Raw genomic sequence first — 23,663 nt, 5'->3', positions numbered from 1 at the left:
CGCCACAATAGCCTGAAACTTGCTGATGCCCCAAATTCTGTTCAATCTTGCGGTCGCATTGCCGCTGGACCAACCGGCCCCAATTCGCTAATCGGCTTGAGCACTGATAGCGCAAAAGGAGACCCCATGTCCGGACACGGAACGCCCATCCCGATGACGTCGCATCCCTGCGGCCCGCTGACCGGCACGGCAGAGGTGCCCGGCGACAAGTCGATCTCGCATCGGTCGCTGATTCTGGGCGCGATGGCGGTTGGCGAAACAAGAATTTCGGGTTTGCTGGAGGGCGAGGATGTTCTGGACACCGCCAAGGCCATGCGGGCCTTTGGGGCCGAAGTCACGGATCACGGCGGCGGCGAATGGACCGTGCATGGCGTCGGGGTTGGCGGCTTTGCCGAGCCCGATCAGGTTATCGACTGCGGCAACTCGGGCACCGGAGTGCGCCTGATCATGGGGGCGATGGCGACGTCGCCTATCACCGCGACCTTTACCGGCGACGCCAGCCTGAACAAGCGTCCCATGGCGCGGGTCACCGATCCGCTGGCGCTGTTTGGCACGCAATCTGTCGGTCGTTCCGGCGGGCGTCTGCCGATGACAATCGTGGGCGCGGCCGAGCCAGTGCCGGTTCGCTACGAAGTTCCCGTCCCCTCGGCTCAGGTCAAGTCGGCCGTCCTGCTGGCCGGTCTGAACGCACCGGGCAAGACCGTGGTGATCGAAAAAGAAGCCACCCGCGACCATTCCGAACGGATGCTGGCCGGTTTCGGAGCGGAGATTACGGTTGAGGACACGGACGAGGGTCGCGTGATCACGCTGACCGGTCGCCCCGAGTTGAAGCCGCAGGTTATTGCCGTTCCGCGGGATCCGTCCAGCGCGGCCTTCCCGGTTTGCGCGGCGCTGATCACGCCCGGTTCTGACGTACTGGTTCCGGGTATCGGTCTGAACCCGACCCGTGCGGGGCTGTTCACGACTTTGCGCGAGATGGGCGCAGACCTGACATATGAGAATGAGCGCGAAGAGGGCGGCGAACCAGTCGCCGATCTGCGCGCCAAATATTCACCCAACATGAAGGGCATCAACGTGCCACCGGAACGCGCGGCCTCGATGATCGACGAATACCCGGTGCTGTCTGTGGTAGCGGCCAATGCCACCGGCACCATGATGATGGGCGGCGTCAAGGAACTGCGCGTCAAGGAAAGCGATCGCATCGACGCCATGGCGCGCGGGCTGCGCGCCAATGGCGTGACAGTGGACGAGGGCGACGACTGGTGGTCGGTCGAGGGCCTCGGCATCGGTAACGTCCCAGGCGGCGGCACATGTGAGAGCTTTCTCGACCACCGCATTGCCATGTCCTTTATGGTCATGGGCATGGGTGCGAAATCTCCGGTATCTGTCGATGACGGCGGCCCAATCGCGACCTCATTCCCGATTTTCGAACCACTTATGGCGGCCTTGGGGGCGAAGGTCGAGCGTACATGAGTTTTACGGTCGCCATAGACGGTCCTGCGGCGGCGGGTAAGGGCACGATTTCCAAAGGTGTCGCTGAACATTTTGGCTTTGCGCATCTGGACACGGGGCTGCTGTATCGTGCCGTGGGCAGGCACACGCTGGTTGGTGTGGACCCGGTTGCGGCGGCGCTTGCGTTGACCGCTGAAGAACTGGCTCAGGGTGATCTGCGAACGGCCGAGATTGCACAGGCGGCCTCGAAAGTTGCGGTGATCCCCGAAGTGCGCGCCGCGTTGGTGGATTTCCAGCGCACCTTTGCCCGCCGGGCGGGAGGGGCCGTGCTGGACGGCCGCGATATCGGAACCGTGATATGTCCGGCGGCGGAAGTGAAACTGTTCGTCACCGCCAGTGCCGAGGTGCGAGCAGAGCGTCGCTATCTTGAACTCAGCGCAAAAGGGGCTGATGTCACACGCGATCAGGTCCTGGCGGATGTACGGGAGCGTGACGCGCGGGATGCGGAACGCAGCGCGGCGCCGATGAGGCCCGCAGATGACGCGGTTCTGCTCGATACCTCTGATCTGAGTATCGAAGCTGCATTGGAACAGGCCATAGAGGTCATCAAACAAAGGCGACCCGCGACACCGTAGTGCCGCGGGCTGCCTGATTACAGTTCGCCGACGGCGATGCTTTTGATGCTTGCCCACTGGTCGTCAGCCGTTTTTGCCGTGGTGGGGACGTCCTTCAGGAACGCAGCGCGGGTATCGGCGTTCAGGAACAGGTACAGTTTTCCATCAGCCACCAGATACTGATCCGGGTCGCCGTCGAACTTCTTGCCCACGGACACGCCATACGAGCAGAATCCGCCATGCTGCGGCAGATAGGCGGCCGGGTTGGCCTCGAACGCTTCGCGGTTCGCGGCGCTGGTGAAGTAATACGACGCCCCGTCATAGGTGGCGGAATGGGTTGCAAAACCCTCTACCGGGTTGCCGTCATTGACCAGCGCGACCAGATCGACGCCATGGGCCGCCAAAGGTGCGCCCGCTGCCGAGATGCCGTTCGAAACGTTGATTTCATCGGCGGCAAAGGCCGGGGCAGCGATCAGCGGCAGGGTTGCGATCAGGGTGGTCAGGACCAGATTTTTCATTGCATTTCCTTTCGTGTTCAGGTTCGGGCTGGCTGGTGCGCCAACCGCTGAAACAAAGATAGGCGGCTGTTCTTGTACGAACTATCGCAGGAAGGCCGTCAGATTTTGCAGATCGTTCAAAGATAGGGCTTGCCGGGAATGCTCCTCACCAAGCTTTGTTTGGCCAGTGAAAAGGTGGCTTTCTATTGTGAAGGAATAGCCTGCAGGAGAAGTGCCATGATCCGACTAGCCGTATTGCTGATTTTTCTGGCCGGGGGACTGGCGGCTCAGGACAGGCAGGCACCCGAGCCGGCAATGGATTACGAGCGTCTGGGCAAGATCATCTTTGCGCTCGACCCAGAAGCACAACCACAGGGCCCCGGATTTCAGATGACGGTTGCGGATTATCCGATGTTGGTGGTGACAGACATTCATGCCGATCGGATGCGCGCCATGGTCCCGATCCGCAGCGCCGAGGGGCTGTCGGATGATGATCTGCGGCGCATGATGCAGGCCAATTTCGACAGTACGCTGGATGCGCGTTACGCGATCGCCAATGGCACTTTGTGGGCTGCGTTCATCCACCCGTTGTCTTCACTGAGAAAAGACCAGTTGATCTCGGGGCTGGCCCAGACCGTGAACATCGCCGCGACCTACGGCACCCTATACACCGGTGGTGCGGCAGAGTTTGGAGGCGGCGACAGTACCGACCTGCAGCGCGCCCTGATCGAAGAGCTTTTGAAGAAGGGCGAGGAAATCTGATCCGCGCCCGAAACTGGAGTTTTTCCTGATACTGCCCTGTTTCGCAGGGACCCACGTTCTGAAGACGATGTGAAGCACCGTGACGACTGGCGCGCCATGGTTTCATGTGGTGCCGGGAGCAAAACGATGAGTGTTTTCTGTTGCGATTTCGGACGCATGGGCGGGTCTGAATGCCATATTTTCATAGGCTCTAGCTGAAAGCAGGAAAACTGCTATAGTTTCCCGCAGCGAAAAGGGAAGGCTGCCACACAAGCCCAAAAACAAAAAAGGGCAGGCAGCCAAGAAATCCCCCAAGCCAACAGGGACAGAAATACATGAATAATCGTTTAAGTAAAATCACCATCGTAGGTGGTGGTACGGCTGGTTGGATGACCGCCTTGATCCTGGAAATGGTGCTTTCACGCACGTCAGCACCCAAGGATCGCCCGCGTATCTGCCTGATCGAAAGCCCGAATATCGCCACCGTTGGTGTTGGCGAAGCCACGGTTCCGCGCATGCCCGTCACGCTCCGCCAGGCGGGCATTTCAGAGCGGGATTTTTTCCGCGAGACCAACGCATCGTTCAAGCTGGGTGTGAAATTCTGCAACTGGAACAAGGACGCCAAAGGCAATCGCATCGACTACGTGAACCCTTTTGCCCATGGCCAGATGCTGGAGGGGTTGGAGGCCGCCGAATATTTCCTGCGCTTTGGCAATGGGGATCGGGACTTCACGCAATCAATCTCGCCACACGATGATCTGGCGCGATTGTGTAAAGGCGCACGGCAACTGGGTCAGCCCGAATTTGAACAGCGCTTTGGCTATGCGTATCATCTGGATGCCGTAAAGTTCGCAGGCATGCTGACCAAGGTCTGCACCAAGCGCGGTGTGGAGCATATCCAGGATGAAGTGCAGTCAGTAGAGCTGGATGAACAGGGCAATGTCAGCCACCTGATGTTGGACCGCAAAGGCCGCCATGACGTCGAGATGGTGGTCGATTGTACCGGTTTTCGCGGGTTGATCATCAACAAGGCACTTGGCGAGCCGTTTATGGACTATTCGGATTATCTGCCAAACGACCGCGCCATGGCGTTGCAGATCGAGCATCCCAACCCGGAAAAGATCGAAAGCGTTACGCGGTCTACCGCACTGGGCGCAGGGTGGACATGGCGGGTGCCGCTCTACAACCGTGTGGGCACCGGTTATGTGTTCTCGTCGGCACACCGCACGGATGATCAGGCGGCGGATGAATACCTCGAATGGCTGGGGGACAGCGGCAAGGGGGCGACGCCACGGGTGATCCCCATGCGCATCGGTCGTGTGCGCAACGCCTGGGTCAAGAACTGTGTGGCGATCGGTCTGTCCGGTGGTTTTATTGAGCCTTTGGAAAGTACCGCGATCCATATGATTGATCATGCAGTGCGCTGGTTCGCCGAACACCTGCCCACACGCGACATGGAGCCGTCCTTGCGTGCCAGATATAACCGGCAGATGGACAAGCTTTATGGCGAAGTCCTGGAATTCATCTGTCTGCATTACCAACTGGGCAACCGCACGGACGACCAATACTGGATCGATGCACGCACCGAGATGAAAGTACCGGATCGGTTGGCCGAGAACCTGGAATTGTGGCAGCACCGCCTTCCGATGCAGCACGATGTCGAGTTTGCAACGCTGTTTGACCACCGGGTCTATCAGACGGTTCTTTTGGGCAAGCAGGTTTATGATACGGGCTATGGTGAGGGCATCCGTGATCGGCTGCGACCGTTGAACCGACCGATTTGGTTCCAGTGGTGGAAGGGCGCGAAGGGGCACCTTGCACAGATCCTCAAAACGATGCCGGATCACAAAACGCTGCTGCGCGATATCCGGGGAGAACTGGAGAGACCAGCCTTTGGAAAGGCAGCTGCAGTGAAGCCTACAGTGGCCATGCCGGGTGCGGTCCCGGCTCCGGCGGTGATCCACAACATGCCCAATTTTGCGGAGATCCAAAGCGGCGCGAAGGATTTGCAGCTGTTCTAAAATTCCCCGCCTCTCAGAAAGAGGGGTTGGAAGGACTTATGAGGGGCAGAGCTTCGAAACTCTGCCCCTGTTGCGTTCACTCGGGTGTTATGAGGACCGCCATTATCGGAGCCGCCGAGCGAAGTGATCTGACGCTATAGCGCGGATCCCTCGCGCATCTCGTCCTGTTCGGTCGGCGTCGGCGTATGGTTGAACACGAAGGCCGTGCGGCAAGCGTCTTCCCCTCCCAGCGCTTCGATCTTGCGGCGCTGGTCGGCAAAAGCGCGGGTGTTGATCTCCTCCGGATCGCAGATTTCGTGCAAGCGGCGCGCACCCTCAGCCAGCGCGGCGGCAACGTCGGGGTCGTTTACCCGATCCACCGCGCGGTTCACCAGTTCGTGCGGGTCGGTTTCCAGATCGAATAACTGCGGTGGTTGACCAACGTAGTGGACATATTTCCAGCGGCCCCAGCGCACCATGAAACTGCCGGTTTTTGAACCGCCATCATGGTACTCACTGAAACCGGTACGGTTCGGGTCGTCAGGCGCATTGGCGATGGTACGCAGCGACAGGCCGGGCTGGCCGGCGTTCCCTTCGTCATCGGCAACACCACAGACCTCGCGGGCGGTGGCGGCTATATCGGTCAGGTTTGTGCAGGTCGAAGCGGTGCGGCCTGCGGGAATACCGGGACCGGCAGCGATCATAGGCACACCGGCGCTGGCTTCGTACATGACCATCTTGGTCCAGAAACCCTGATCCCCCATCATGTCGCCATGGTCCGACACATATAGGATAACGGTATTGTCCAATTGTCCGCTGGCATCCAGCGCGGCAACCACGCGGCCGACGCAGTGATCCATGAACGAGGTCAGGCCGTAATAGGCAACCTTTGCTTCGCGCATCTTCTGTTCATCAAAATAGTCCTCGTAGTTGAAGAAGGCGGCGATATTGCGCAGCTCTTCATGGTCAGGCAGGCCTTCGCCGTAACCGACCGGCAGGTCCATGTCGGCGGGGTCGTAAAGGTTGTACCATTCCTCAGGGCAGGTCAGCGGGTAATGCGGGCTGACCAGCGAAACAAAGGCGGCCCAGGGCTGCTCGCGGCGCTTGGGATCCGCCAGCCAAGCCTCGGCGGCGTTTGTGACGCCCCTGTCGTATTCGGTATAGGTGCTGCTGCCGGCACCTACGTCGCCTGCCAGTTCAGCGGCTGAATCGTAAGGCGGTGGGTTTTCCCGTAGCAGACCGACGGGCCATCCGACGCCGCCGACCACGTGCATTGGAATGATTTCTTCCGAAAACCCGTTGTCATCGTCGGCCGACCGAAAATGAAGTTTGCCGATGGAAACCACTTCGCGCCCGGCGTCGCGCAGCTGCCGCATCCAGCTGCGGGGGTCTCCGGCGTAGGGCGAGGCGCTGTCCCAATTGCCGGTGCGGTGCACCCATTCACCTGTGGCCAGCGCTGCGCGGGTCGGGACACACATTGGCGACGGCGTGTAGGCGGCCCGGAACATCGTGCCCCGTGCGGCCAGCGCATCCAGATGCGGAGTTTTTACGATCGGGTGCCCTGCGCAACCCATGGCATCCTTGCGATGTTCGTCCGAAATGATGACAAGAAAATTCGTATTTTGCTGAGTCATGGGGTCCTCCGCCTCACTTCATACCGTCGGGTCGGGCCTGGTCGCAGGTTTGATTGCGACATTCCGGGAAAGTGATTTGGGGCCATTTGCGCAGTTGCGTCCTTCTGCACGAAATGTAATGTCATAACATATCGATTTGTTTTTAAGCAAAGGCGGAAATATGGGCGCGACTTCCTCTGGGGGTGTCAGCCGGGGCAGGCACAGGCGGCGAAATCAAAACACCAGTCTCCATCGCAGGATAAGAGGCGGTTCACCAATGCGGGCTTATGACGCGCTGCCGCCTGAATTGCGTCAGTGGCTTGCAGCCGCCTGCCTTCCGTGGAGCCCGGCTTCCGCAAAGCGGATCTGGATTCGTGCAGGCGGAACCCATAATCCGGAAGCGGCGAAAACCCGGCTGGATGCAATTGAAAGGGCAATGCTGAAGCGGGACGCCCGGATCTGGAAGCCAAAATTCGATCAGCCGGGGCGGCAGGATCGCGCCCAATAGGCCATTTACCTTGGAAATATGGGCTTTCCACTTGCGCCGGTCAGCAAATCCGCCTATACGCGCGCTGTCTGTACAAGGGCGGTCAACGTCCGGATGACGTATCTGAGCAGGGCCGGGTCACCTCGGCCCTTTGTGTTTGTGTAATCGGATGCGCCCCGGATCACGTCCGAAGACGTCATGAAACAAGACCGGCGGAGACAACCGCTCGGCCAGTAAAAACGTATGTAAAGGAAAACAACGCCACATGGCTAACGCATCCATGGAGGAATTCGAAGCCCTCCTTAATGAAAGCTTCGAAATGGACACACCCGAAGAGGGTTCTGTTGTCAAAGGCAAGATTCTGGCGATTGAAGCCGGTCAGGCCATCATCGACGTCGGCTACAAAATGGAAGGCCGCGTTGATCTGAAAGAATTCGCAAATCCCGGCGAAGCTCCTGAAATCGCTGTTGGTGACGAGGTCGAAGTATACCTGCGTGCCGCAGAAAACGCCCGTGGCGAAGCCGTCATCTCGCGCGAGATGGCCCGCCGTGAAGAGGCATGGGACCGTCTGGAAAAAGCATATGCAGACGACCAGCGCGTCGAAGGTGCAATCTTCGGTCGCGTCAAAGGTGGCTTCACCGTCGATCTGGGTGGCGCAGTTGCGTTCCTGCCCGGCTCGCAGGTTGACGTCCGCCCCGTGCGCGACGCTGGCCCGCTGATGGGTCTGAAGCAGCCGTTCCAGATTCTGAAAATGGACCGCCGCCGTGGCAACATCGTTGTTTCGCGCCGCGCTATCCTGGAAGAATCGCGTGCCGAACAGCGCGCCGAGGTTATCGGCAACCTGTCCGAAGGTCAGACCGTCGAGGGTGTCGTCAAGAACATCACCGAATACGGTGCATTTGTTGACCTGGGCGGCGTTGACGGCCTGCTGCACGTCACCGACATGGCATGGCGCCGTGTGAACCACCCGTCCGAGATCCTGACGATCGGCGAAACCATCAAGGTTCAGGTCATCAAGATCAACAAAGAGACCCACCGCATCAGCCTGGGCATGAAGCAGCTGCAGGAAGATCCGTGGGATCTGGTTGCTGCCAAGTACCCGCTGGGCTCGGTCCATCAGGGTCGCGTCACCAACATCACCGACTACGGCGCGTTCGTCGAGCTGGAAGCTGGTGTCGAAGGTCTGGTGCACGTGTCCGAGATGTCCTGGACCAAGAAAAACGTCCACCCCGGCAAGATCGTTTCGACCAGCCAGGAAGTCGACGTCATGGTTCTGGAAATCGACGGCGCCAAGCGTCGCGTGTCTCTGGGCCTGAAGCAGACTCAGCGCAACCCATGGGAAGTGTTTGCAGAAACACACCCCGAGGGCACCGAGGTCGAAGGCGAAGTCAAGAACATCACCGAATTCGGTCTTTTCATTGGCCTCGAAGGCGACATCGACGGCATGGTTCACCTCAGCGACCTGTCCTGGGACGAGCGTGGCGAGGATGCGATCCAGAACTACCGCAAAGGCGACATGGTTTCGGCCGTCGTTTCGGAAGTTGACGTGGAAAAAGAGCGTATCTCGCTGTCGATCAAAGCCCTGGGCGGTGACAAGTTCGCCGAAGCCGTGGGCGGTGTGAAGCGTGGCTCGGTCATCACCGTTGAAGTCACCGCGATCGAAGATGGCGGCATCGAGGTGGAATATGAGGGCATGAAGTCCTTCATCCGCCGTTCGGATCTGTCGCGTGACCGTGCCGAGCAGCGCCCCGAGCGTTTCTCGACCGGTGACAAGGTCGACGTCCGCGTCACCAACGTCGACAGCAAGACTCGCCGTCTGGGCCTGTCGATCAAAGCACGCGAGATTGCCGAAGAGAAAGAGGCCGTGGAACAGTACGGTTCCTCCGACTCGGGCGCATCGCTGGGCGATATCCTGGGTGCGGCGCTGAAATCCGGCGACTAAACCTCAGGCTGTTCGAAGCAGTCGAATTTCGGCCCCGCACGTCAGTGCGGGGCCGTTTTTGTTGCGAATCAACATGTTCTGATTTCCAGGCCCAACTCGGGCAACAGGCGTTCCTTGGAGCCCGGAATCAGGCTCGCAGGCAAAAAATTGCGTGAGAATATGGCAAAATGATGCCTCGGCACGCGGAGTTTGCGTTCCCCCGTTCAGCGTTTTTTCTTATACTGTCCAAAACAATAGACATGGTAATCCGGTCGCCTGGGAGGGTAATGCCTATGATCCGTTCAGAATTGATTCAGAAAATCGCCGACGAGAACCCGCATCTTTATCAGCGTGACGTTGAACGGATCGTGAATACCGTTTTCGAGGAAGTGACCGATGCTATGGCCCGTGGCGACCGGGTCGAACTGCGCGGATTTGGCGCTTTTTCTGTCAAACAGCGGGACGCGCGCGTCGGCCGCAATCCCAGAACCGGTGAGACCGTGCAGGTCGAGGAAAAATGTGTACCGTTTTTCAAGACAGGCAAGTTGCTAAGGGACCGTTTGAACGGTAAAGCCTGACCTTATGATGCGCTACATTCGATATGCTTTTCTTGCGGTCCTCGGGATCACCCTGATCTCGATTTCGCTGGCCAATCGCGAAATGGTTGAACTCAAGCTTATGCCGGATGCCTTGTCCGAGCTGGCTGGCTTCAACCTCAGCACCTCGTTGCCGCTGTTCCTAGTTGTTCTTGGGGGCGTGGTTGCCGGGCTGGTCATAGGCTTTCTTTGGGAGTGGCTGCGCGAACACAAGCACCGCCGCGACGCGACGGCCAGCAAAGGCGAAGTGCGCAAACTTGAGCGTGAGGTCAAGAAGCTCAAGAAAAAGCAGAATCAAGGTCAGGATGAGGTTCTGGCTCTGCTGGACGAGGCCAGCTAAGCGGCATGTCTACTGAAATTAGTGTGAAAATCTGCGGCCTGACCGCCCCGGCTCAGGTGCGCGCGGCCGTAGATGCTGGTGCACGATACTTGGGATTCAACTTCTTTCCCAAGTCGCCCCGGTATGTCACGCCCGAACAGGCGGCTGCGTTGATGGCTGACGTGCCGGTTGGCGTGGCCAAGGTGGCCCTGGTCGTGAACCCCTCGGACGATCTGCTGGACAGTATCACTCAGGCGGCGCCCTTCGATATGTTGCAATTGCACGGCAGCGAAAGTGCTGAGCGTGTGCGCGAGGTCAAGGAACGTTACGGCTTGCCGGTGATGAAGGTCATCGGTGTGGCAGATGCCGAAGATCTGGCCGCAATCGATATCTACAGCGACGTCGCGGACCAGCTTCTGATTGATGCCAAAGCCCCCAAGAACGCGGTCTTGCCGGGCGGTAACGGGCTGGCGTTTGACTGGCGGTTGCTGGCTGGGCGCAAATACTGGCGTAAGCCATGGATGCTGGCCGGCGGTTTGAACCCGGAAAACGTGGCCGAGGCCATTCGGATGACGGGAGCACGGCAGGTAGATGTCGCCTCAGGTGTTGAAAGTGCTCCGGGGATCAAGGATTCGGGCCTGATCAACGCCTTTATCGAAGCCACCCGGTGATCTGATCGGGCCGCCATCGCGTATCTCCTGTCAAGGAGTATGAATGGATGCTGGCCGCAATCGGTGGAGTTGCCCTGAAAAACTGGTATCACGCGCCCGAGTTCTTCTGGCGCGCGCGCCAGGCTTATTTGCAGGCCCGTGACGATCCGCTGTGCCTGCGGGTGGAACTGTTCCCACATCAGGGCATGTATTTTTCGCTGAGCGTCTGGCACGACGCCGAGGCCATGCTGACATTCGCCCAGTCCGGCCCGCATCGGCGCGTTGTGCAGGCGGCCTCCCGGTTGGCGGAGGTGCATGAGTTCCATCATTTCAACTGTATTGCCGTGCCAAGCAGAGACCAGGCGCTGCGGGTTTGGTCTCAGCATGTTCATGCGGCTGAATGATACGTTTTGCCATGGCAAATCCCGCCGCCACCTCCTATGAACAACGGGTACGACGAGGGAGACACCCATGGCCAACGATCTTTTCAATTCCTTCATGTCCGGGCCCGACGAACAGGGCCGTTTCGGCATCTTCGGCGGACGGTTCGTCAGCGAAACGCTGATGCCCCTGATCCTGTCGCTGGAAGAGGAATATGAGAAGGCCAAGGACGATGCGACCTTCTGGGCCGAGATGGACGATCTGTGGGCCAACTATGTTGGCCGCCCGTCGCCGCTGTACTTCGCGGAACGCCTGACCGAACATCTGGGTGGTGCAAAGATTTACCTGAAGCGTGACGAGCTGAACCACACCGGCGCGCATAAGATCAACAACGTGCTGGGCCAGATCATTCTGGCGCGGCGCATGGGCAAGACCCGGATCATCGCTGAAACCGGGGCAGGGCAGCACGGCGTAGCCACCGCCACCGTCTGCGCCAAGTTCGGATTGAAGTGCGTGGTCTACATGGGGGCCCATGACGTGCAGCGTCAGGCTCCGAACGTGTTCCGCATGCGCCTGCTGGGGGCCGAGGTGATCCCTGTGACTTCCGGTCGCGGGACACTGAAAGATGCAATGAACGACGCGCTGCGCGACTGGGTGACCAACGTGCGCGATACGTTCTACTGCATTGGAACGGTTGCTGGTCCGCACCCGTATCCGGCGATGGTGCGCGATTTTCAGTCGATCATCGGCAAGGAAGCCAAGGAACAGATGATGAAGGCCGAAGGCCGTCTGCCCGATACGATCATCGCCGCCATCGGTGGTGGGTCGAACGCGATGGGCCTGTTCTACCCATTTCTCGACGACAAGTCCGTGAATATCATCGGCGTCGAGGCGGGCGGTAAAGGCGTGAACGAAAAGATGGAGCATTGCGCTTCTCTGACCGGTGGTCGTCCGGGCGTTTTGCATGGCAACCGAACCTATCTGCTGCAGGATGACGACGGCCAGATTCTTGAAGGCTATTCCATTTCCGCTGGTCTGGACTACCCAGGCATCGGGCCAGAACATTCATGGCTGCACGAGGTAGGGCGTGCGCAATATGTCTCGATCACGGACAAAGAGGCGCTGGAAGCGTTCCAGCTGTGCTGCGCAACCGAAGGCATCATCCCGGCACTCGAACCCAGCCACGCACTGGCCCATGTGATGAAGATTGCCCCGGAACTGCCTAACGATCACCTGATCTGCATGAACATGTGCGGACGCGGCGACAAGGATGTTCAGACGGTTGCGAAATACCTGAACTTTGACATGTCCGATACCGAAGGCCGCGAGGCAATCTAAGCCTCTGATTTCGTCAGCGTAAGCCAGACAGATGTTGCACGGCGGTGGGTCCGAGAATCATTGGACCTGCCCCGGTCGCCATACTGCTTTCACTGTCTCGCAATTGCGGAAAATGAAGCGCTTTGGCGCGGATTGTCTGGCTTTTGCCGGGTTAGCTTGCAGTGCCGAAACAGCCCTCCTGTAAGGTCTGGTTAGAAAGCTGCTGTGTTTTACCAGGATTTTTCCGCCAACCCTCAGCATTATTTGCCAAATAGGCGCCGGGATAATCCCTGCCGCAAGCGCCAGATTCGGCGCATCTGGCAAATTCGATACACGCGAAATAATTGAGATGTGGTGAATCTGTACAGCGTTTTGAATTTGAATAAACTCACTGGCACTTCGCAACTTCTGGTTGCTAATCATAATGTGCCCCGGACGGTGTCAGAACTCAGTTGCGCGTTCGGAATGGCATGTCATAAGGCGCATATCCTTGTGTTATGCCCCTATCGGGTTTGTTGGAGGTTGGGATGGTTAACTCCTTTTTTAGTAGGCTGCTTGGCCTTGTCTGTTTGGTTTCAGTCGTTCTGTTCGGCAGCAGCAAGGAAGGCGCGGCCTTTGGTGGGGCTACCTTCTTCAATACACCCATTGCGTCACCTAATGGCGGTTCCGTCCAGTTTACCAACATCCCCGGCGCAACGACTGCATTTGTCGCCCTCAGCGGCAGCGGCCAGGCACCGGGCGGTGCGATTTACTTTGGTGGCGGGATCACGCCGTCTCCGATCATCACTCCGGCCGGATTGACCAACCTCGGTTGGCTGAACCCAACCATTCTCAGTCAGGACGGCGCAGACAGCACATATGCCGCCGACGGTTACATGGGGATCATTTTCACGGCTCAGGAAGCGCCCGGTGGGCCGCTTTACAGATACGAACTGGCCCTGTCGGGTGTGACGAACACGCAGATCATCAGCACCCGGACGCTGGTGGATACGACCCAGCCCACGGCTTCGGTCGGGGCGCTGACTGCGACCGGGAACGGCACCTTTACCGCGACAATCACCCTCAGCGAACCCAGCACCGACTTTGTTGCCAGTGATCTCTTGGTGGTGAACGCAACCGCGACCATGACCGGTTCGGGTGTGGATTACGTTGCTACGCTGACCCCGCAGAACAACGGTACAATCGAGCTTTCCGTTCCGGCCGGAGTTTTCACCGACGCCGCAGGCAATCTCAATCTGGCGTCGAACACTGTTACAACCGTGCAGCCCGCAACAAACACGCAGCGTTTGATTCAGGCCTTTCAGAATGCCCGCGCGAACAGCCTAGTCTCAAACCAGCCCAACCTGACGCGGTTTCTGCAACAGTCCGGCGCGGGAGCGTTCGATGCGTCCGTATCTCAGGGCGCCGGGTTTCTGAACTTTGCCAGCGATCCGACCTTGCCCATCTGGCTGAACGTTACAGGCAACTGGAGTTCGCAGGACGACTTTGACAGCAGCTATGCTTTGGCGGTTCTCGGGGCGCACCATCAGGTTAATCAGAACCTGTTGGTCGGTGCGATGCTGCAGTTGGACTATGCCGAAACCGAAAACGGCGCGTCCGAGATTGACGGCACCGGGTGGTTTGTTGGCCCGTATGTCGTGGCGAAACTGCCCGAGCATCCGATCTATTTCGAAGGACGTGCGCTTTACGGGAAAGCTGACAATGAGGTTTCGCCTCTGGGCACATACTCGGACAAATTCGACAGTGACCGCTGGCTGGTGCAGTCGCGGGTCACAGGCGAAATCCAGCGCGGGGCGCTGACCCTGATGCCGCTTCTGGATCTGAGCTATGTCAGCGATGATGCCGAGGCCTATACGGACAGTCTGGGCAATCCGATTTCGGCCCAGGATTTCAGCCTGACGACCGTTCAGTTGGGAATGGATTTCAGCCACCCGATCTCCGTCGCACGTGGCAGCATGATTCTGACGGGCGGTCTGTCCGGCGTCTGGAGCAGCACATCAGGCACCGGCACCGTGCCGGGCGTCGCCCCGATCGGGGACACCACACGCGGCAGGGTCGATCTGGGTCTTGATTACAGGTTGCAGAACAACAGCCTGCTTGCGGCAGGTGTGTTTTACGACGGCATCGGCGAAAGCGGATTTGAAAGCTACAGCGTCGATCTGACGTGGCAGATCAACTTCTGACCGACACATTCCTTAAAGTCCCGGATCCGTCCGGGACTTCTTTTTCTAAAAAATAAGCCGAAACGGATTCTAAAGACCGACGAAGGGTCAGGACCCGACTTTGTGCTGCTGCAGGATGTCCAGCGGCACAATGTCCAATGCGCGTTGATGCGTGGCCTCAAGATGAACCCTCGGGGCGCAGCCCTCGTCATGGGCCTGAAGGAACCGACCCGCACACAGACACCAGCTATCGCCGGGCTTGAGGCCGGCGAAATCGAATTCGGGGCGTGGGGTGCTCAGGTCATTTCCGACATATTTGGAATAGGCGAGGAATTCGGCTGTCATAACAGCACAAACCGTATGGCTGCCCTGGTCTTCGGGGCAGGTATTGCAGGCCCCGTCCCGGAAGAACCCGGTCAGCGGATCACGCGAACAGGGGGCAAGGACACCTCCCAGCACATTGATGCTGTCCTGTTTTTGCATAGAGGCATCCTACAGGGTTTGGGCGATCTTGCGGAACATTTCTATATTCTGATCGCTGACACCGGGTTCGCGGAATTTGCGATCGGCTCCGGTGGTGACAATCAGGACATCCCGCGGCCGATCGAAATAGATGTATTGCCCATAGACACCGCGCGCCAGAAATTCGCCCTCATGCGCGTTTTTGGGGATCCACCATTGATATCCATAGCCGATCTTGCCGGTTTCGGTCGGGGCACTTGGCCATGTCGACTCGGCAATCCAGTCGGCGGGAACAATCTGCTCGCCGCTTCGGGAACCGTCTTGCAGTATCATCTGTCCGAACCGGGCAAAGTCGCGGGTTGTAAAGTTCAACCCGCCAAGAACAAACGCGACACCGGCCCCATCCGTGATGTAGTACCCATCGCGTTCCAGCCCCAAAGGCTGAATGATCCTTTCGGTCAACAGCTCGGTAACACTGCGCCCGGTCGCGCCGCGAATGACCATACCTATCACATGCGTGTCGATTGATACATATTGCCAGGTGTCACCCGGCGCGGCAAAGCTGTCCTTCAGGGACGCGGCGAAGTCGTCCAACTCCCCCCCCAGCGCCACGACACGGCCCATCCGATTGATGTCCGAGTTGTAATCCAGATAGTCCTCGTCAAATGTCACGCCGCTGGCCATGTTCAGGACATTGCGGATCGTGGCGCCGTCATAAGCGCTGCCGGCCAGTTTGGGCGCATATTTCACCACGGGATCGTCCAGCGAGTCGATTGCCCCCTCGGCCAACAGAATGCCGAACAGGGCGGACAGATAGCTTTTGGCGACGGACCACGATATCCGCTGATCGTCCGGGCCGGTGTCCAGATAGTATTCTTCGAACCGGATCTGGCCTTTCTGCATCACCAGCAGGGATGTCACAGCGCGCTCCCCGATCCATTGATCGGTTCCCTCAGGCAGATCAAAGCCCGGTCCATAGGGCAGTTCCCATGTCGGGCCGCTCCCGCGCGGCAGATCGACCGTCAGAAAGGCGTCGCTCATGTGCGAGAAATTGTGAACGATCCGCTCTTCCGAGAACAGGGAATTGACCGCCAGAAGCCGCTCGAGCTCTTCCCGTTTCCACAGGCCAACGACGACGGCCGCCAAAACCAGCGCCAGAACAATGCGCAACAGCCATCTGAATACAATTCTCATTCGTCCCCTCCACCTGATCAACACAATAGAAAAGAGGTCCGGGACCTTTCGCAATCCGAACGTTGCGGCAGCAGGTGATTTACCGAAACTTGTCCAACAGCTTTTGCATCGGTGACCGGTCATCCGGATCCGGAATAGGCTCAGGGTCGGTCGCAGCTTTTGGTGTGGGCCTTTCCGGTGTTTTTGACGACCGCGCAGGCACCGTCCGCAAAGCGACGGCATTCATGAATTTCCCGCTTTCCCCTTCGGCAAGATATTGGGCCCCGTCCGAAACGCCCCGCAGGACGTCTTCCAGCCAGTTGGCGTCAGCCTTGGCAAAATCGCTTAGCACATAGGCCGAGACCATTTCCTTGCGCCCCGGATGGCCAATCCCTAGCCGTACCCGGTCATAGGCAGGACTGATGTGTTCGTGGATGGATCGCAGCCCGTTATGCCCCGCGTGACCACCGCCGGCCTTGACCCGCACCTTTCCGGGGGCCAGGTCCAGTTCATCATGAAAGACGGTCACGTCAACCGACTCGAGCTTGTAAAACCGCATCGCTTCACCAACGGACTGGCCGGATCGGTTCATGAAGGTTTGCGGTTTCAGCAGCAGAATTTTGTCCGTGCCGAGACGACCTTCGCAGACCTCGGCCTGAAACTTTGAACGCCAGGGACCAAACCCGTGATCCTCGGCGATGCGGTCCAGTGCCATGAAGCCGATGTTGTGACGGTTTCCAGAGTATTTTGAACCGGGATTCCCCAGGCCGACAAACAGCTTCATCATTTCGTCCTTACATGTCGCGGGCCAATACCTGAATACGTATCAGGTTCATCGCACGGTTCGCCACCGCCTTTCCAGTCCCGCCCGGCCAAAAGAAAAACGGGGCTCTGAAAGAACCCCGTTTCATATCCAGAACCAAAAGGTTCCGAAATTATTCTTCAGCGCCGATTACTTCGACTTCGTCGGCTGCAACTTCGCCCTCTTCGCCGTCTTCATCGTCGCTGGACGTCAGACCGGTCGGAGCCGAAATGTTCGCGATCACGAAGTCACGGTCGATGGTCGGCTTGGTGCCGGCCGGCAGGTCAACCGACGAAATCGTCACAACGTCGTTGATGTTCAGACCGGTCAGATCGACGGTGATCTTTTCAGGAATTTCACCGGCGGTGCACATCAGTTCGACTTCCGGACGAACAACGGTCAGAACGCCGCCCTTCTTGATGCCGGGCGCTTCTTCTTCGTTGATGAACTCAACCGGAATGAACAGAGCGATCTTGGTGGTCCGGCGCAGGCGCATCAGGTCCAGGTGGGTCGGCAGGTCTTTGACGACGTCACGCTGAACGTCGCGGCAGATGACGCGGACGTCTTCGTGGCCTTCAACCTTCAGGTTCCACAGGGTCGACTTGAACCGGCCGGCTTTCAGACGCTTGAACAGGACGTTGAACGGGATCTGGATCGGCAGCGGCTCTTTGTCGCCACCAAAAACAATGCCCGGAACCATGCCGTCGCGGCGTGCCTGACGAGCGGCGCCCTTGCCTGTCCCCGTCCGTTCCAGAGCTACGAGATCAGGAATCTCTCCAGCCATGATAATTCTCCAATGTTAGGGCGGGCATCCTCCAAGGCTGTATGCCCGCGTGAAGCCGCGTCCTTAGCTTGATTCATTGGGTTTGGAAAGGGGTTTTTGACGGATTGTCATTTTGCGAGGCTCTGCCTCGCGCTCCGGGATATTTGGGGCCAGATGAAAAACGGATCCGGTCTTCATCTGGCTAAAAATATCCCGGGGGAGACGCCCGTAGGGCGGCGGGGGCAGAGCCCCTGACAACAGCGGCCCTCTCAGTTCTGCCAGCGACCACCGAAGTCTTCTGGGATCAGCAGGTTGTGGCGCCCCAGATTGCTAACATTGCGTTCGCCGCACAGCGCCATGGTGGTGTCCAGTTCCTTGTGGATGACGTCCAGCGCCGTGGTTACGCCTTTCTGACCCATCGCCCCAAGGCCATAGACAAAGGCGCGGCCGATATATGTACCCTTGGCCCCCAGCGCCAGTGCCTTCAGAACGTCCTGACCCGAACGGATGCCACTGTCCATATGCACTTCGATGTCTCCGCCAACGGCGTCCATGATCTGCGGCAGCATTCGGATGGAACTGAGCGCACCATCCAACTGGCGACCGCCGTGGTTCGAGACCACAATGGCATCCGCCCCGAGCTTTGCGGCCATCTTCGCATCTTCGGCATCCAGAATACCTTTCAGGATAACCTTCCCGCCCCATTGCTCCATCAGCTTTTCGACCTTGCCCCAATCTAGGCTTGGGTCGAATTGTTCGGCAGTCCAGGCCCCCAGCGAGGATGCGTCAGAAACGCCATGCGCATGTCCGACGATATTGCCGAACTCGCGTCGGCTGGCGCCCAGCATCTCGATTCCCCAGGCCCACTTCGTCATCAGGTTGGCGATTGTTTTGGCCGTCAATTTCGGCGGGGCGGACAAACCGTTCTTGAGGTCCTTGTGCCGCTGGCCGAGGATTTGCAGGTCGAGTGTGATCACCAATGCCGAGCATTTGGCGTCCTTGGCCCGCTGGATCAGGCGATTAATGTAGTCCTGATCCTTCATCGTATAAAGCTGGAACCAGAACGGCTTGCCCGTGTTCTCGGCCACATCCTCGATAGAATTGATTGACATTGTCGATAGGGTGAAGGGTACGCCGAAATCTTCCGCTGCCTTGGCCGCTTTTATTTCGCCATCTGCGTGTTGCATGCCGGTCAGCCCCACGGGCGCCAGCGCGACCGGCATCGCTACGTCTTGCCCGATCATCTGCGACGCGGTCGAACGCCCGGACATGTCTACTGCAACCCGTTGGCGCAGGCGGATGTCCTCGAAATCCGAGGTGTTTTCGCGAAAGGTCTGCTCGGTCCAGCTGCCGCTTTCAGCGTAGTCGTAGAACATCCGTGGCACGCGGCGTTCATAGATGCGTCTGAGGTCTTCAATCGTTGTAATGACTGGCATGATTCCGGGCCCCGGTAGCTTTGGTTAATTTTCTTTACCAATTTCTCTTGCGCTCTGCAACGTATCTCTGGCAGCAAAAAAACCGCAGCTCGCAAAGGCGGGCTGCGGTTGACGCATGAGACGAGTTTTGTCGGCGGATCAGGCCGAATGTGCACCGTCCGCCAGTGACCGGACGAAGCTTAGGATCTGGTCGACCGGCTTTCCCTCGGCAATCTGGCTGACAATGGCTGAACCGACCACGGCGCCATCAGCTATGCTTGCGATTGCCTTCGACTTTTCGGGTGTATTGATGCCAAAGCCCACAATAACCGGCAGATCTGTCTCCGATTTGATCCGAGCCACCTCAGGACCGACATTGGTGGCCTGCGCCTCGGCAGCGCCGGTGATGCCGGTGATCGAGACGTAATACACAAAGCCCGATGTATTCTGAAGGACGCGGGGCAGGCGCTTGTCGTCGGTTGTGGGCGTTGCAAGCCGGATAAAGTTCAGGCCGGCGGCCTGCGCGGGCAGGCACAGTTCGGCATCCTCTTCCGGGGGCAGGTCTACAACGATCAGGCCATCGATTCCGGCGGATTTAGCCTCGGCCAGAAAGTCGTCGACACCTCGGCTGTAGATCGGGTTGTAGTATCCCATCAGGACAATCGGGGTCGTATCATCTGTTTCACGGAAAGCCCGCGCCAGATCCAGAGTGCGCTGCAGGGTCATTCCCCCGTCCAGCGCGCGCTGGCCTGCAGCCTGAATCGTAGGGCCATCAGCCATCGGGTCCGTGAAGGGCAGGCCCAGTTCGATCACATCGACACCGGCGCCCGGCAGACCTTTCACGATCTCAAGCGAGGTGTCGAAATCGGGATCCCCGGCCATGACGTAGGAAACAAAGGCCTTCCTGCCTTCGGCCTTGAGGGCGGCGAACTTGGCGTCGATACGGGTCATCTTCTGTCCTTGCATTCAGGTTTGAACCTGATGTGCAGAAACTTTGCCCGGAAATCAATCCCGTCAAGGCTGAATGGTTCAGAACGCGTAATGATATCTGACCAGGGCCGAGTTGACACCCGGGTTGTCGTCCTGGGTGCTGGCGTTGGATTTGTGGGTAATCGCGAAGGACAGCTTGTTGCCATTGTTCAACGTATATCCAAGGCCAACAAGGCTGCGGATCTGGAACTCTCCGCCCAGATCGTTCAACGAGTCGCCTTCGGAAAAGTACCCTGGCATGACGCTGCCTTCAACGAACCATCGGTCAGCGAAGGTGTAGAACCCGATCAACCCGATCCCGATATGAACATCACCAGCGGTATCCACCGTCAGGGCGCTGCCCCAGGTCGCGGACACGCGGGTGGCTTCGTAAAAGGGGCGGTGTTGGTACTCGAGCGAGAAAGCGGCTTCATCGTCTGCGTCGCTGTCGGAGAAATCCGAATACCCAGCGCCAAAGATGATGGTTTGAGCGTACGCTGCCGGAGCGGCCATTATCAGCACAAGGGCTGCAACAAAACTCTTCATAACGGTTGATCACTATCTGTTTGTTTGCAACGTCTTACATGGTGAGCTTAGAGCGCAGGATTCAATGCGGGCAAGATCACGGATGTCGAACGATTTCGTGATGTTGCATTTTGGATCAGGCCGCCATCTTTCGCTCTGGCTTGCGCATTGACCCGGACCTGCATAGAAGCACCCCTCGAATGGCATTAGGAGACCGTCATGGGCTTTAAAATGGGAATCGTGGGTTTGCCGAATGTGGGTAAGTCGACCCTCTTCAACGCGCTGACCAAAACCGCGGCTGCACAGGCTGCGAATTTCCCGTTCTGCACGATCGAACCCAATGTGGGCGATGTGGCCGTGCCCGATGATCGGCTGGACAAGCTCGCCGCGATTGCAAGCTCGAAACAGATCATCCCGACGCGGATGACGTTCGTTGATATCGCCGGTCTGGTTAAAGGTGCCTCGAAAGGCGAGGGGCTTGGAAACCAGTTTCTGGCCAACATTCGGGAAACCGACGCCATTGCCCATGTGCTGCGCTGTTTCGAAGACGGAGATGTGACCCATGTGGATGGCCGTGTCGATCCGGTAGCTGATGCGGACACGATTGAGACCGAGCTGATGCTGGCCGATCTGGAAAGCATCGAAAAGCGCCGCGCCAATCTGGTGCGCAAGCTGAAAGGCAGTGACAAAGAGGCACAGCAACAGGACCGCTTGCTGGCCCAAGCGCAAGCGATGCTGGAAAGCGGCAAGCCCGCGCGTCTGGTTGAAGTGTCAGGCGAAGATGCCAAGGCCTGGAAGATGCTGCAACTGCTGACCACCAAGCCGGTGCTCTATGTTTGCAACGTGTCCGAAGAAGAAGCTGCCGAAGGTAATGAGTGCTCGGCGAAGGTGGCCGAAATGGCCGCTGCTCAGGGTAATGCTCACGTTATCATCAGCGCCAAGATCGAAGAAGAGATCAGCCTGCTGGAAGCGGACGAAGCCCAGATGTTCCTTGAGGAAATGGGCCTGGAAGAACCCGGTCTCGATCGTCTGATCCGAGCAGGTTACGACCTGCTGAAACTGGAAACCTATTTCACCGTCGGCCCGAAAGAGGCCCGCGCCTGGACCATCCGCACCGGCACCGCCGCGCCGCAGGCCGCTGGCGTGATCCATGGGGATTTCGAAAAAGGCTTCATCCGTGCCGAGACCATCGCCTATGACGACTACATCGCTGCCAATGGCGAACAGGGTGCGAAAGAAGCAGGCAAGATGCGGGCCGAGGGCAAGGGCTACATCGTCAAGGACGGCGATGTGATGCACTTCTTGTTCAACACGTAAATCAATCAGGCTGCGGCAAGTTTTCAGAGCGCTTCGTTTAAGCTGCACTGGGTGATCAGCCACCTGCCGTCAGCCTGCTTATATAGGATATTCAAAGAGGTACCCTGGCCGGTCGTACCTTCGCTGTAACGAGCGAGGCACCAACCGACATTGTCATTGATATCAGCGTGCACAATTTCGATGACTTTGTCTTCGCCGCCTTCCTCAACCCACTCCGAATGGATATCTTCTATGGCTTGTCGCCCGATCGCTGCAGGGCCATAGGGTGAAAACAACTCTGCGTTTTCTGTAAAGTACGACGCGCATCCGGCGGCGTCATTTGATCGATATCTATCGACGTATCCGTCATACAACTCTTGAAAAACGTCCTTTGCCGTCATTATGCGCTCCGTGCGTTCGTACGCTCGTTCCATTAGAGGCAAGTTGACCAGGCGAGGCAAGAACTCTGTATTGCCGGGTCGCAGGCAGAGACGGCGCTTTTCCTTTGGAAAAATGCGGTTAGAGTGTCATTTTGCCCGACGTTGGAATGCTAAAGCATGATCGAAATCCGCGACCTTCAACTCCTCAGCGCCTTGGCGCGGCAACGCCATTTCGCCAAGGCGGCCGAGGAATGTGGGATTTCTCAACCCGCGTTTTCCATGCGCATCCGCAATCTCGAAGATCGGCTGGGCGTTTCAATTGTCCGCCGGGCCAACCGGTTTCAGGGCCTGACCGAAGAGGGCGAGATGATCGTCCGCCGCGCACGGCGTATCCTCGATGACGCAAAGGCGCTGGAACAGCAGGTGCTGGCCGCGCGGGGTGAGATTACGGGGACGTTGATTCTGGGCGTGATCCCCACCGCGATTGCCTTTACCGGACGCCTCATCAAACGCCTCCAGCAAGCTCATCCACGCATTTTGTCGCGGATCGAAACCATGTCGGCCTCGGCCATTCAGCACCGGCTGGACGAAGGCAGTCTGGATGCGGGCATCACCTACGGCGACAGTATCGGCACCGACTTGCGGCAGGTGCAGCCGCTGTATGAAGAAACCTATGTGCTGCTTGTCCCGTCCCACATGATCGAAGAATCCGGCCCTATTCCATGGGCTCGGGTGGCCGAATTTCCGATCAGCCTTCTGGAGCCGCAGATGCAGAACCGACGCATTCTGGATCGGATTTTCGCCGAACAGGGCCTGCATCCCCACGTCGTCGCCGAAACCAGCGGCTTTACCGCATCGATGGTGATGGCGCGCGAGGGGCTGGCAGCTACGGTTGTGCCTCGGGTTCTGGTCCGGGCGTTGGGCGATCTGAAGGGAACCAAAGTGCTGCCCTTAGTCGACCCGATTGTCAGCAAACCGATTTGTTTGGCGACCCTTAGTCGTGACCCGGAATTGCCAACGGTCGAGGCTTTGCGTGCCGTGGTGACGTCTTTACGGTGATAAACTGTCGTTATCGTGCGATTGAATTTGGCGATTTGACGATATGCTATTCTGATGAGACACGGAGCC

The 23,663-nt window shown here is 58.4% G+C and carries 25 protein-coding genes; 14 read left to right on the top strand and 11 right to left on the bottom strand.

Annotation, left to right across the window (positions count from 1 at the left end; translation table 11 throughout):
• Positions 1 to 126 precede the first annotated feature (126 nt).
• A complete protein-coding gene (aroA, locus tag ACR0MI_RS06560) occupies positions 127 to 1,473 on the top strand; it encodes a 3-phosphoshikimate 1-carboxyvinyltransferase (RefSeq protein WP_170619425.1) in 1,347 nt (448 codons plus the stop codon).
• Positions 1,470 to 2,087, top strand: a complete 618-nt coding sequence (gene cmk / locus ACR0MI_RS06555; protein ID WP_170613437.1) for a (d)CMP kinase — start codon at positions 1,470 to 1,472, stop codon at positions 2,085 to 2,087. The genes aroA and cmk overlap by 4 nt, the downstream gene beginning before the upstream one ends.
• A 17-nt stretch (positions 2,088 to 2,104) precedes the next feature.
• Here cmk and ACR0MI_RS06550 read toward each other — a convergent pair whose 3' ends face one another.
• The gene (locus ACR0MI_RS06550; RefSeq protein WP_170816780.1) at positions 2,105 to 2,584 is read right to left on the bottom strand and encodes a YHS domain-containing (seleno)protein; all 480 of its coding nucleotides are present in this window, start codon (positions 2,582 to 2,584) and stop codon (positions 2,105 to 2,107) included.
• Between the two features lie 216 nt (positions 2,585 to 2,800).
• On the opposite strand from ACR0MI_RS06550, the gene ACR0MI_RS06545 reads away from it, so the two are divergent.
• The gene (locus tag ACR0MI_RS06545) at positions 2,801 to 3,325 is read left to right on the top strand and encodes a hypothetical protein (protein ID WP_480440701.1); all 525 of its coding nucleotides are present in this window, start codon (positions 2,801 to 2,803) and stop codon (positions 3,323 to 3,325) included.
• A 314-nt stretch (positions 3,326 to 3,639) separates the two neighbouring features.
• The gene (locus tag ACR0MI_RS06540) at positions 3,640 to 5,325 is read left to right on the top strand and encodes a tryptophan halogenase family protein (RefSeq protein ID WP_170678278.1); all 1,686 of its coding nucleotides are present in this window, start codon (positions 3,640 to 3,642) and stop codon (positions 5,323 to 5,325) included.
• Positions 5,326 to 5,459: 134 nt separating this feature from the next.
• Here ACR0MI_RS06540 and ACR0MI_RS06535 read toward each other — a convergent pair whose 3' ends face one another.
• Positions 5,460 to 6,938, bottom strand: coding sequence for a sulfatase-like hydrolase/transferase (locus ACR0MI_RS06535; protein ID WP_170816782.1), 1,479 nt, complete (start codon positions 6,936 to 6,938; stop codon positions 5,460 to 5,462).
• Between the two features lie 160 nt (positions 6,939 to 7,098).
• Between ACR0MI_RS06535 and ACR0MI_RS06530 the strand changes: the two genes are divergently transcribed.
• The 7 genes from ACR0MI_RS06530 (at position 7,099) to trpB (ending at position 12,609) form a co-directional block, all read left to right on the top strand.
• Positions 7,099 to 7,425: a DUF6525 family protein gene (locus ACR0MI_RS06530; RefSeq protein ID WP_480440703.1), complete on the top strand. Its 327-nt coding sequence runs from the start codon at positions 7,099 to 7,101 to the stop codon at positions 7,423 to 7,425.
• Positions 7,426 to 7,669: 244 nt separating this feature from the next.
• On the top strand, positions 7,670 to 9,346 hold the full coding sequence (gene rpsA / locus ACR0MI_RS06525) for a 30S ribosomal protein S1 (protein ID WP_170613425.1): 1,677 nt from the start codon (positions 7,670 to 7,672) through the stop codon (positions 9,344 to 9,346).
• Between the two features lie 272 nt (positions 9,347 to 9,618).
• A complete protein-coding gene (gene ihfB / locus ACR0MI_RS06520) occupies positions 9,619 to 9,903 on the top strand; it encodes an integration host factor subunit beta (protein ID WP_037310872.1) in 285 nt (94 codons plus the stop codon).
• A gap of 7 nt (positions 9,904 to 9,910) precedes the next feature.
• Positions 9,911 to 10,261 (top strand): LapA family protein, encoded by a 351-nt coding sequence (locus tag ACR0MI_RS06515; RefSeq protein ID WP_170613423.1) that lies wholly within the window; start codon positions 9,911 to 9,913, stop codon positions 10,259 to 10,261.
• Between the two features lie 5 nt (positions 10,262 to 10,266).
• Positions 10,267 to 10,911, top strand: coding sequence for a phosphoribosylanthranilate isomerase (locus ACR0MI_RS06510; RefSeq protein ID WP_170613421.1), 645 nt, complete (start codon positions 10,267 to 10,269; stop codon positions 10,909 to 10,911).
• Between the two features lie 47 nt (positions 10,912 to 10,958).
• Positions 10,959 to 11,294 (top strand): hypothetical protein, encoded by a 336-nt coding sequence (locus ACR0MI_RS06505; protein WP_480853940.1) that lies wholly within the window; start codon positions 10,959 to 10,961, stop codon positions 11,292 to 11,294.
• A gap of 67 nt (positions 11,295 to 11,361) precedes the next feature.
• The gene (gene trpB, locus ACR0MI_RS06500; protein ID WP_170613418.1) at positions 11,362 to 12,609 is read left to right on the top strand and encodes a tryptophan synthase subunit beta; all 1,248 of its coding nucleotides are present in this window, start codon (positions 11,362 to 11,364) and stop codon (positions 12,607 to 12,609) included.
• Positions 12,610 to 12,666: 57 nt separating this feature from the next.
• On the opposite strand, the gene ACR0MI_RS06495 is transcribed toward trpB, so the two are convergent.
• Positions 12,667 to 13,011 carry a hypothetical protein gene (locus ACR0MI_RS06495; protein ID WP_170613416.1) on the bottom strand — a complete coding sequence of 115 codons (345 nt, stop codon included), beginning with the start codon at positions 13,009 to 13,011 and terminating at the stop codon, positions 12,667 to 12,669.
• Positions 13,012 to 13,115: 104 nt separating this feature from the next.
• Here ACR0MI_RS06495 and ACR0MI_RS06490 point away from each other — a divergent pair, with 104 nt between their 5' ends.
• Positions 13,116 to 14,771 (top strand): Ig-like domain-containing protein, encoded by a 1,656-nt coding sequence (locus tag ACR0MI_RS06490; RefSeq protein ID WP_170613414.1) that lies wholly within the window; start codon positions 13,116 to 13,118, stop codon positions 14,769 to 14,771.
• A gap of 87 nt (positions 14,772 to 14,858) precedes the next feature.
• Here the strand turns inward: ACR0MI_RS06490 and ACR0MI_RS06485 are convergent, their stop codons facing one another.
• The 7 genes from ACR0MI_RS06485 to ACR0MI_RS06455 all read right to left on the bottom strand — a co-directional run bounded on the left by ACR0MI_RS06485 (position 14,859) and on the right by ACR0MI_RS06455 (position 20,880).
• Positions 14,859 to 15,233 (bottom strand): DUF2237 family protein, encoded by a 375-nt coding sequence (locus ACR0MI_RS06485; protein ID WP_170613412.1) that lies wholly within the window; start codon positions 15,231 to 15,233, stop codon positions 14,859 to 14,861.
• 9 nt (positions 15,234 to 15,242) lie between these two features.
• Positions 15,243 to 16,406: a serine hydrolase domain-containing protein gene (locus tag ACR0MI_RS06480; protein WP_170613411.1), complete on the bottom strand. Its 1,164-nt coding sequence runs from the start codon at positions 16,404 to 16,406 to the stop codon at positions 15,243 to 15,245.
• Positions 16,407 to 16,485: 79 nt separating this feature from the next.
• Positions 16,486 to 17,169 carry an aminoacyl-tRNA hydrolase gene (pth, locus tag ACR0MI_RS06475; RefSeq protein ID WP_170613409.1) on the bottom strand — a complete coding sequence of 228 codons (684 nt, stop codon included), beginning with the start codon at positions 17,167 to 17,169 and terminating at the stop codon, positions 16,486 to 16,488.
• 151 nt (positions 17,170 to 17,320) lie between these two features.
• Complete coding sequence (locus ACR0MI_RS06470) at positions 17,321 to 17,971, bottom strand: 50S ribosomal protein L25/general stress protein Ctc (protein WP_170613407.1); 651 nt, start codon at positions 17,969 to 17,971, stop codon at positions 17,321 to 17,323.
• A 248-nt stretch (positions 17,972 to 18,219) separates the two neighbouring features.
• On the bottom strand, positions 18,220 to 19,386 hold the full coding sequence (locus ACR0MI_RS06465) for an alpha-hydroxy acid oxidase (RefSeq protein WP_170613405.1): 1,167 nt from the start codon (positions 19,384 to 19,386) through the stop codon (positions 18,220 to 18,222).
• A 138-nt stretch (positions 19,387 to 19,524) separates the two neighbouring features.
• Positions 19,525 to 20,316, bottom strand: coding sequence for a tryptophan synthase subunit alpha (trpA, locus tag ACR0MI_RS06460; protein WP_170613403.1), 792 nt, complete (start codon positions 20,314 to 20,316; stop codon positions 19,525 to 19,527).
• Positions 20,317 to 20,394: 78 nt separating this feature from the next.
• The gene (locus tag ACR0MI_RS06455; protein ID WP_170613401.1) at positions 20,395 to 20,880 is read right to left on the bottom strand and encodes an acyloxyacyl hydrolase; all 486 of its coding nucleotides are present in this window, start codon (positions 20,878 to 20,880) and stop codon (positions 20,395 to 20,397) included.
• Positions 20,881 to 21,078: 198 nt separating this feature from the next.
• On the opposite strand from ACR0MI_RS06455, the gene ychF reads away from it, so the two are divergent.
• On the top strand, positions 21,079 to 22,176 hold the full coding sequence (gene ychF / locus ACR0MI_RS06450) for a redox-regulated ATPase YchF (protein ID WP_170816784.1): 1,098 nt from the start codon (positions 21,079 to 21,081) through the stop codon (positions 22,174 to 22,176).
• A gap of 23 nt (positions 22,177 to 22,199) precedes the next feature.
• Here ychF and ACR0MI_RS06445 read toward each other — a convergent pair whose 3' ends face one another.
• Positions 22,200 to 22,556: a nuclear transport factor 2 family protein gene (locus tag ACR0MI_RS06445; RefSeq protein WP_170613397.1), complete on the bottom strand. Its 357-nt coding sequence runs from the start codon at positions 22,554 to 22,556 to the stop codon at positions 22,200 to 22,202.
• A 156-nt stretch (positions 22,557 to 22,712) separates the two neighbouring features.
• Between ACR0MI_RS06445 and ACR0MI_RS06440 the strand changes: the two genes are divergently transcribed.
• On the top strand, positions 22,713 to 23,594 hold the full coding sequence (locus tag ACR0MI_RS06440; protein WP_170613395.1) for a LysR family transcriptional regulator: 882 nt from the start codon (positions 22,713 to 22,715) through the stop codon (positions 23,592 to 23,594).
• Positions 23,595 to 23,663: the final 69 nt, after the last annotated feature.

The sequence above is a fragment of the Ruegeria sp. D4 genome (genome assembly GCF_056534475.1).
This window is presented reverse-complemented; position numbering and strand designations above follow the sequence as displayed.

Excerpts from the sequence above, each read along its gene's own strand:
- trpB (WP_170613418.1), top strand. The coding sequence starts at position 11,362 with ATGGCCAACGATCTTTTCAATTCCTTCATGTCCGGGCCCGACGAACAG.
- ACR0MI_RS06485 (WP_170613412.1), bottom strand. The coding sequence starts at position 15,233 with ATGCAAAAACAGGACAGCATCAATGTGCTGGGAGGTGTCCTTGCCCCC.
- ACR0MI_RS06535 (WP_170816782.1), bottom strand. The coding sequence starts at position 6,938 with ATGACTCAGCAAAATACGAATTTTCTTGTCATCATTTCGGACGAACAT.
- pth (WP_170613409.1), bottom strand. The coding sequence starts at position 17,169 with ATGAAGCTGTTTGTCGGCCTGGGGAATCCCGGTTCAAAATACTCTGGA.
- ychF (WP_170816784.1), top strand. The coding sequence starts at position 21,079 with ATGGGCTTTAAAATGGGAATCGTGGGTTTGCCGAATGTGGGTAAGTCG.
- ACR0MI_RS06545 (WP_480440701.1), top strand. The coding sequence starts at position 2,801 with ATGATCCGACTAGCCGTATTGCTGATTTTTCTGGCCGGGGGACTGGCG.
- rpsA (WP_170613425.1), top strand. The coding sequence starts at position 7,670 with ATGGCTAACGCATCCATGGAGGAATTCGAAGCCCTCCTTAATGAAAGC.
- ACR0MI_RS06505 (WP_480853940.1), top strand. The coding sequence starts at position 10,959 with ATGCTGGCCGCAATCGGTGGAGTTGCCCTGAAAAACTGGTATCACGCG.
- ACR0MI_RS06440 (WP_170613395.1), top strand. The coding sequence starts at position 22,713 with ATGATCGAAATCCGCGACCTTCAACTCCTCAGCGCCTTGGCGCGGCAA.
- ACR0MI_RS06540 (WP_170678278.1), top strand. The coding sequence starts at position 3,640 with ATGAATAATCGTTTAAGTAAAATCACCATCGTAGGTGGTGGTACGGCT.
- ACR0MI_RS06515 (WP_170613423.1), top strand. The coding sequence starts at position 9,911 with ATGCGCTACATTCGATATGCTTTTCTTGCGGTCCTCGGGATCACCCTG.
- ACR0MI_RS06530 (WP_480440703.1), top strand. The coding sequence starts at position 7,099 with ATGGGCGCGACTTCCTCTGGGGGTGTCAGCCGGGGCAGGCACAGGCGG.
- ACR0MI_RS06510 (WP_170613421.1), top strand. The coding sequence starts at position 10,267 with ATGTCTACTGAAATTAGTGTGAAAATCTGCGGCCTGACCGCCCCGGCT.
- ACR0MI_RS06550 (WP_170816780.1), bottom strand. The coding sequence starts at position 2,584 with ATGAAAAATCTGGTCCTGACCACCCTGATCGCAACCCTGCCGCTGATC.
- ACR0MI_RS06455 (WP_170613401.1), bottom strand. The coding sequence starts at position 20,880 with ATGAAGAGTTTTGTTGCAGCCCTTGTGCTGATAATGGCCGCTCCGGCA.
- ACR0MI_RS06495 (WP_170613416.1), bottom strand. The coding sequence starts at position 13,011 with ATGATTAGCAACCAGAAGTTGCGAAGTGCCAGTGAGTTTATTCAAATT.
- ACR0MI_RS06490 (WP_170613414.1), top strand. The coding sequence starts at position 13,116 with ATGGTTAACTCCTTTTTTAGTAGGCTGCTTGGCCTTGTCTGTTTGGTT.
- ACR0MI_RS06480 (WP_170613411.1), bottom strand. The coding sequence starts at position 16,406 with ATGAGAATTGTATTCAGATGGCTGTTGCGCATTGTTCTGGCGCTGGTT.
- ACR0MI_RS06465 (WP_170613405.1), bottom strand. The coding sequence starts at position 19,386 with ATGCCAGTCATTACAACGATTGAAGACCTCAGACGCATCTATGAACGC.
- ACR0MI_RS06470 (WP_170613407.1), bottom strand. The coding sequence starts at position 17,971 with ATGGCTGGAGAGATTCCTGATCTCGTAGCTCTGGAACGGACGGGGACA.
- aroA (WP_170619425.1), top strand. The coding sequence starts at position 127 with ATGTCCGGACACGGAACGCCCATCCCGATGACGTCGCATCCCTGCGGC.
- ihfB (WP_037310872.1), top strand. The coding sequence starts at position 9,619 with ATGATCCGTTCAGAATTGATTCAGAAAATCGCCGACGAGAACCCGCAT.
- trpA (WP_170613403.1), bottom strand. The coding sequence starts at position 20,316 with ATGACCCGTATCGACGCCAAGTTCGCCGCCCTCAAGGCCGAAGGCAGG.
- cmk (WP_170613437.1), top strand. The coding sequence starts at position 1,470 with ATGAGTTTTACGGTCGCCATAGACGGTCCTGCGGCGGCGGGTAAGGGC.
- ACR0MI_RS06445 (WP_170613397.1), bottom strand. The coding sequence starts at position 22,556 with ATGACGGCAAAGGACGTTTTTCAAGAGTTGTATGACGGATACGTCGAT.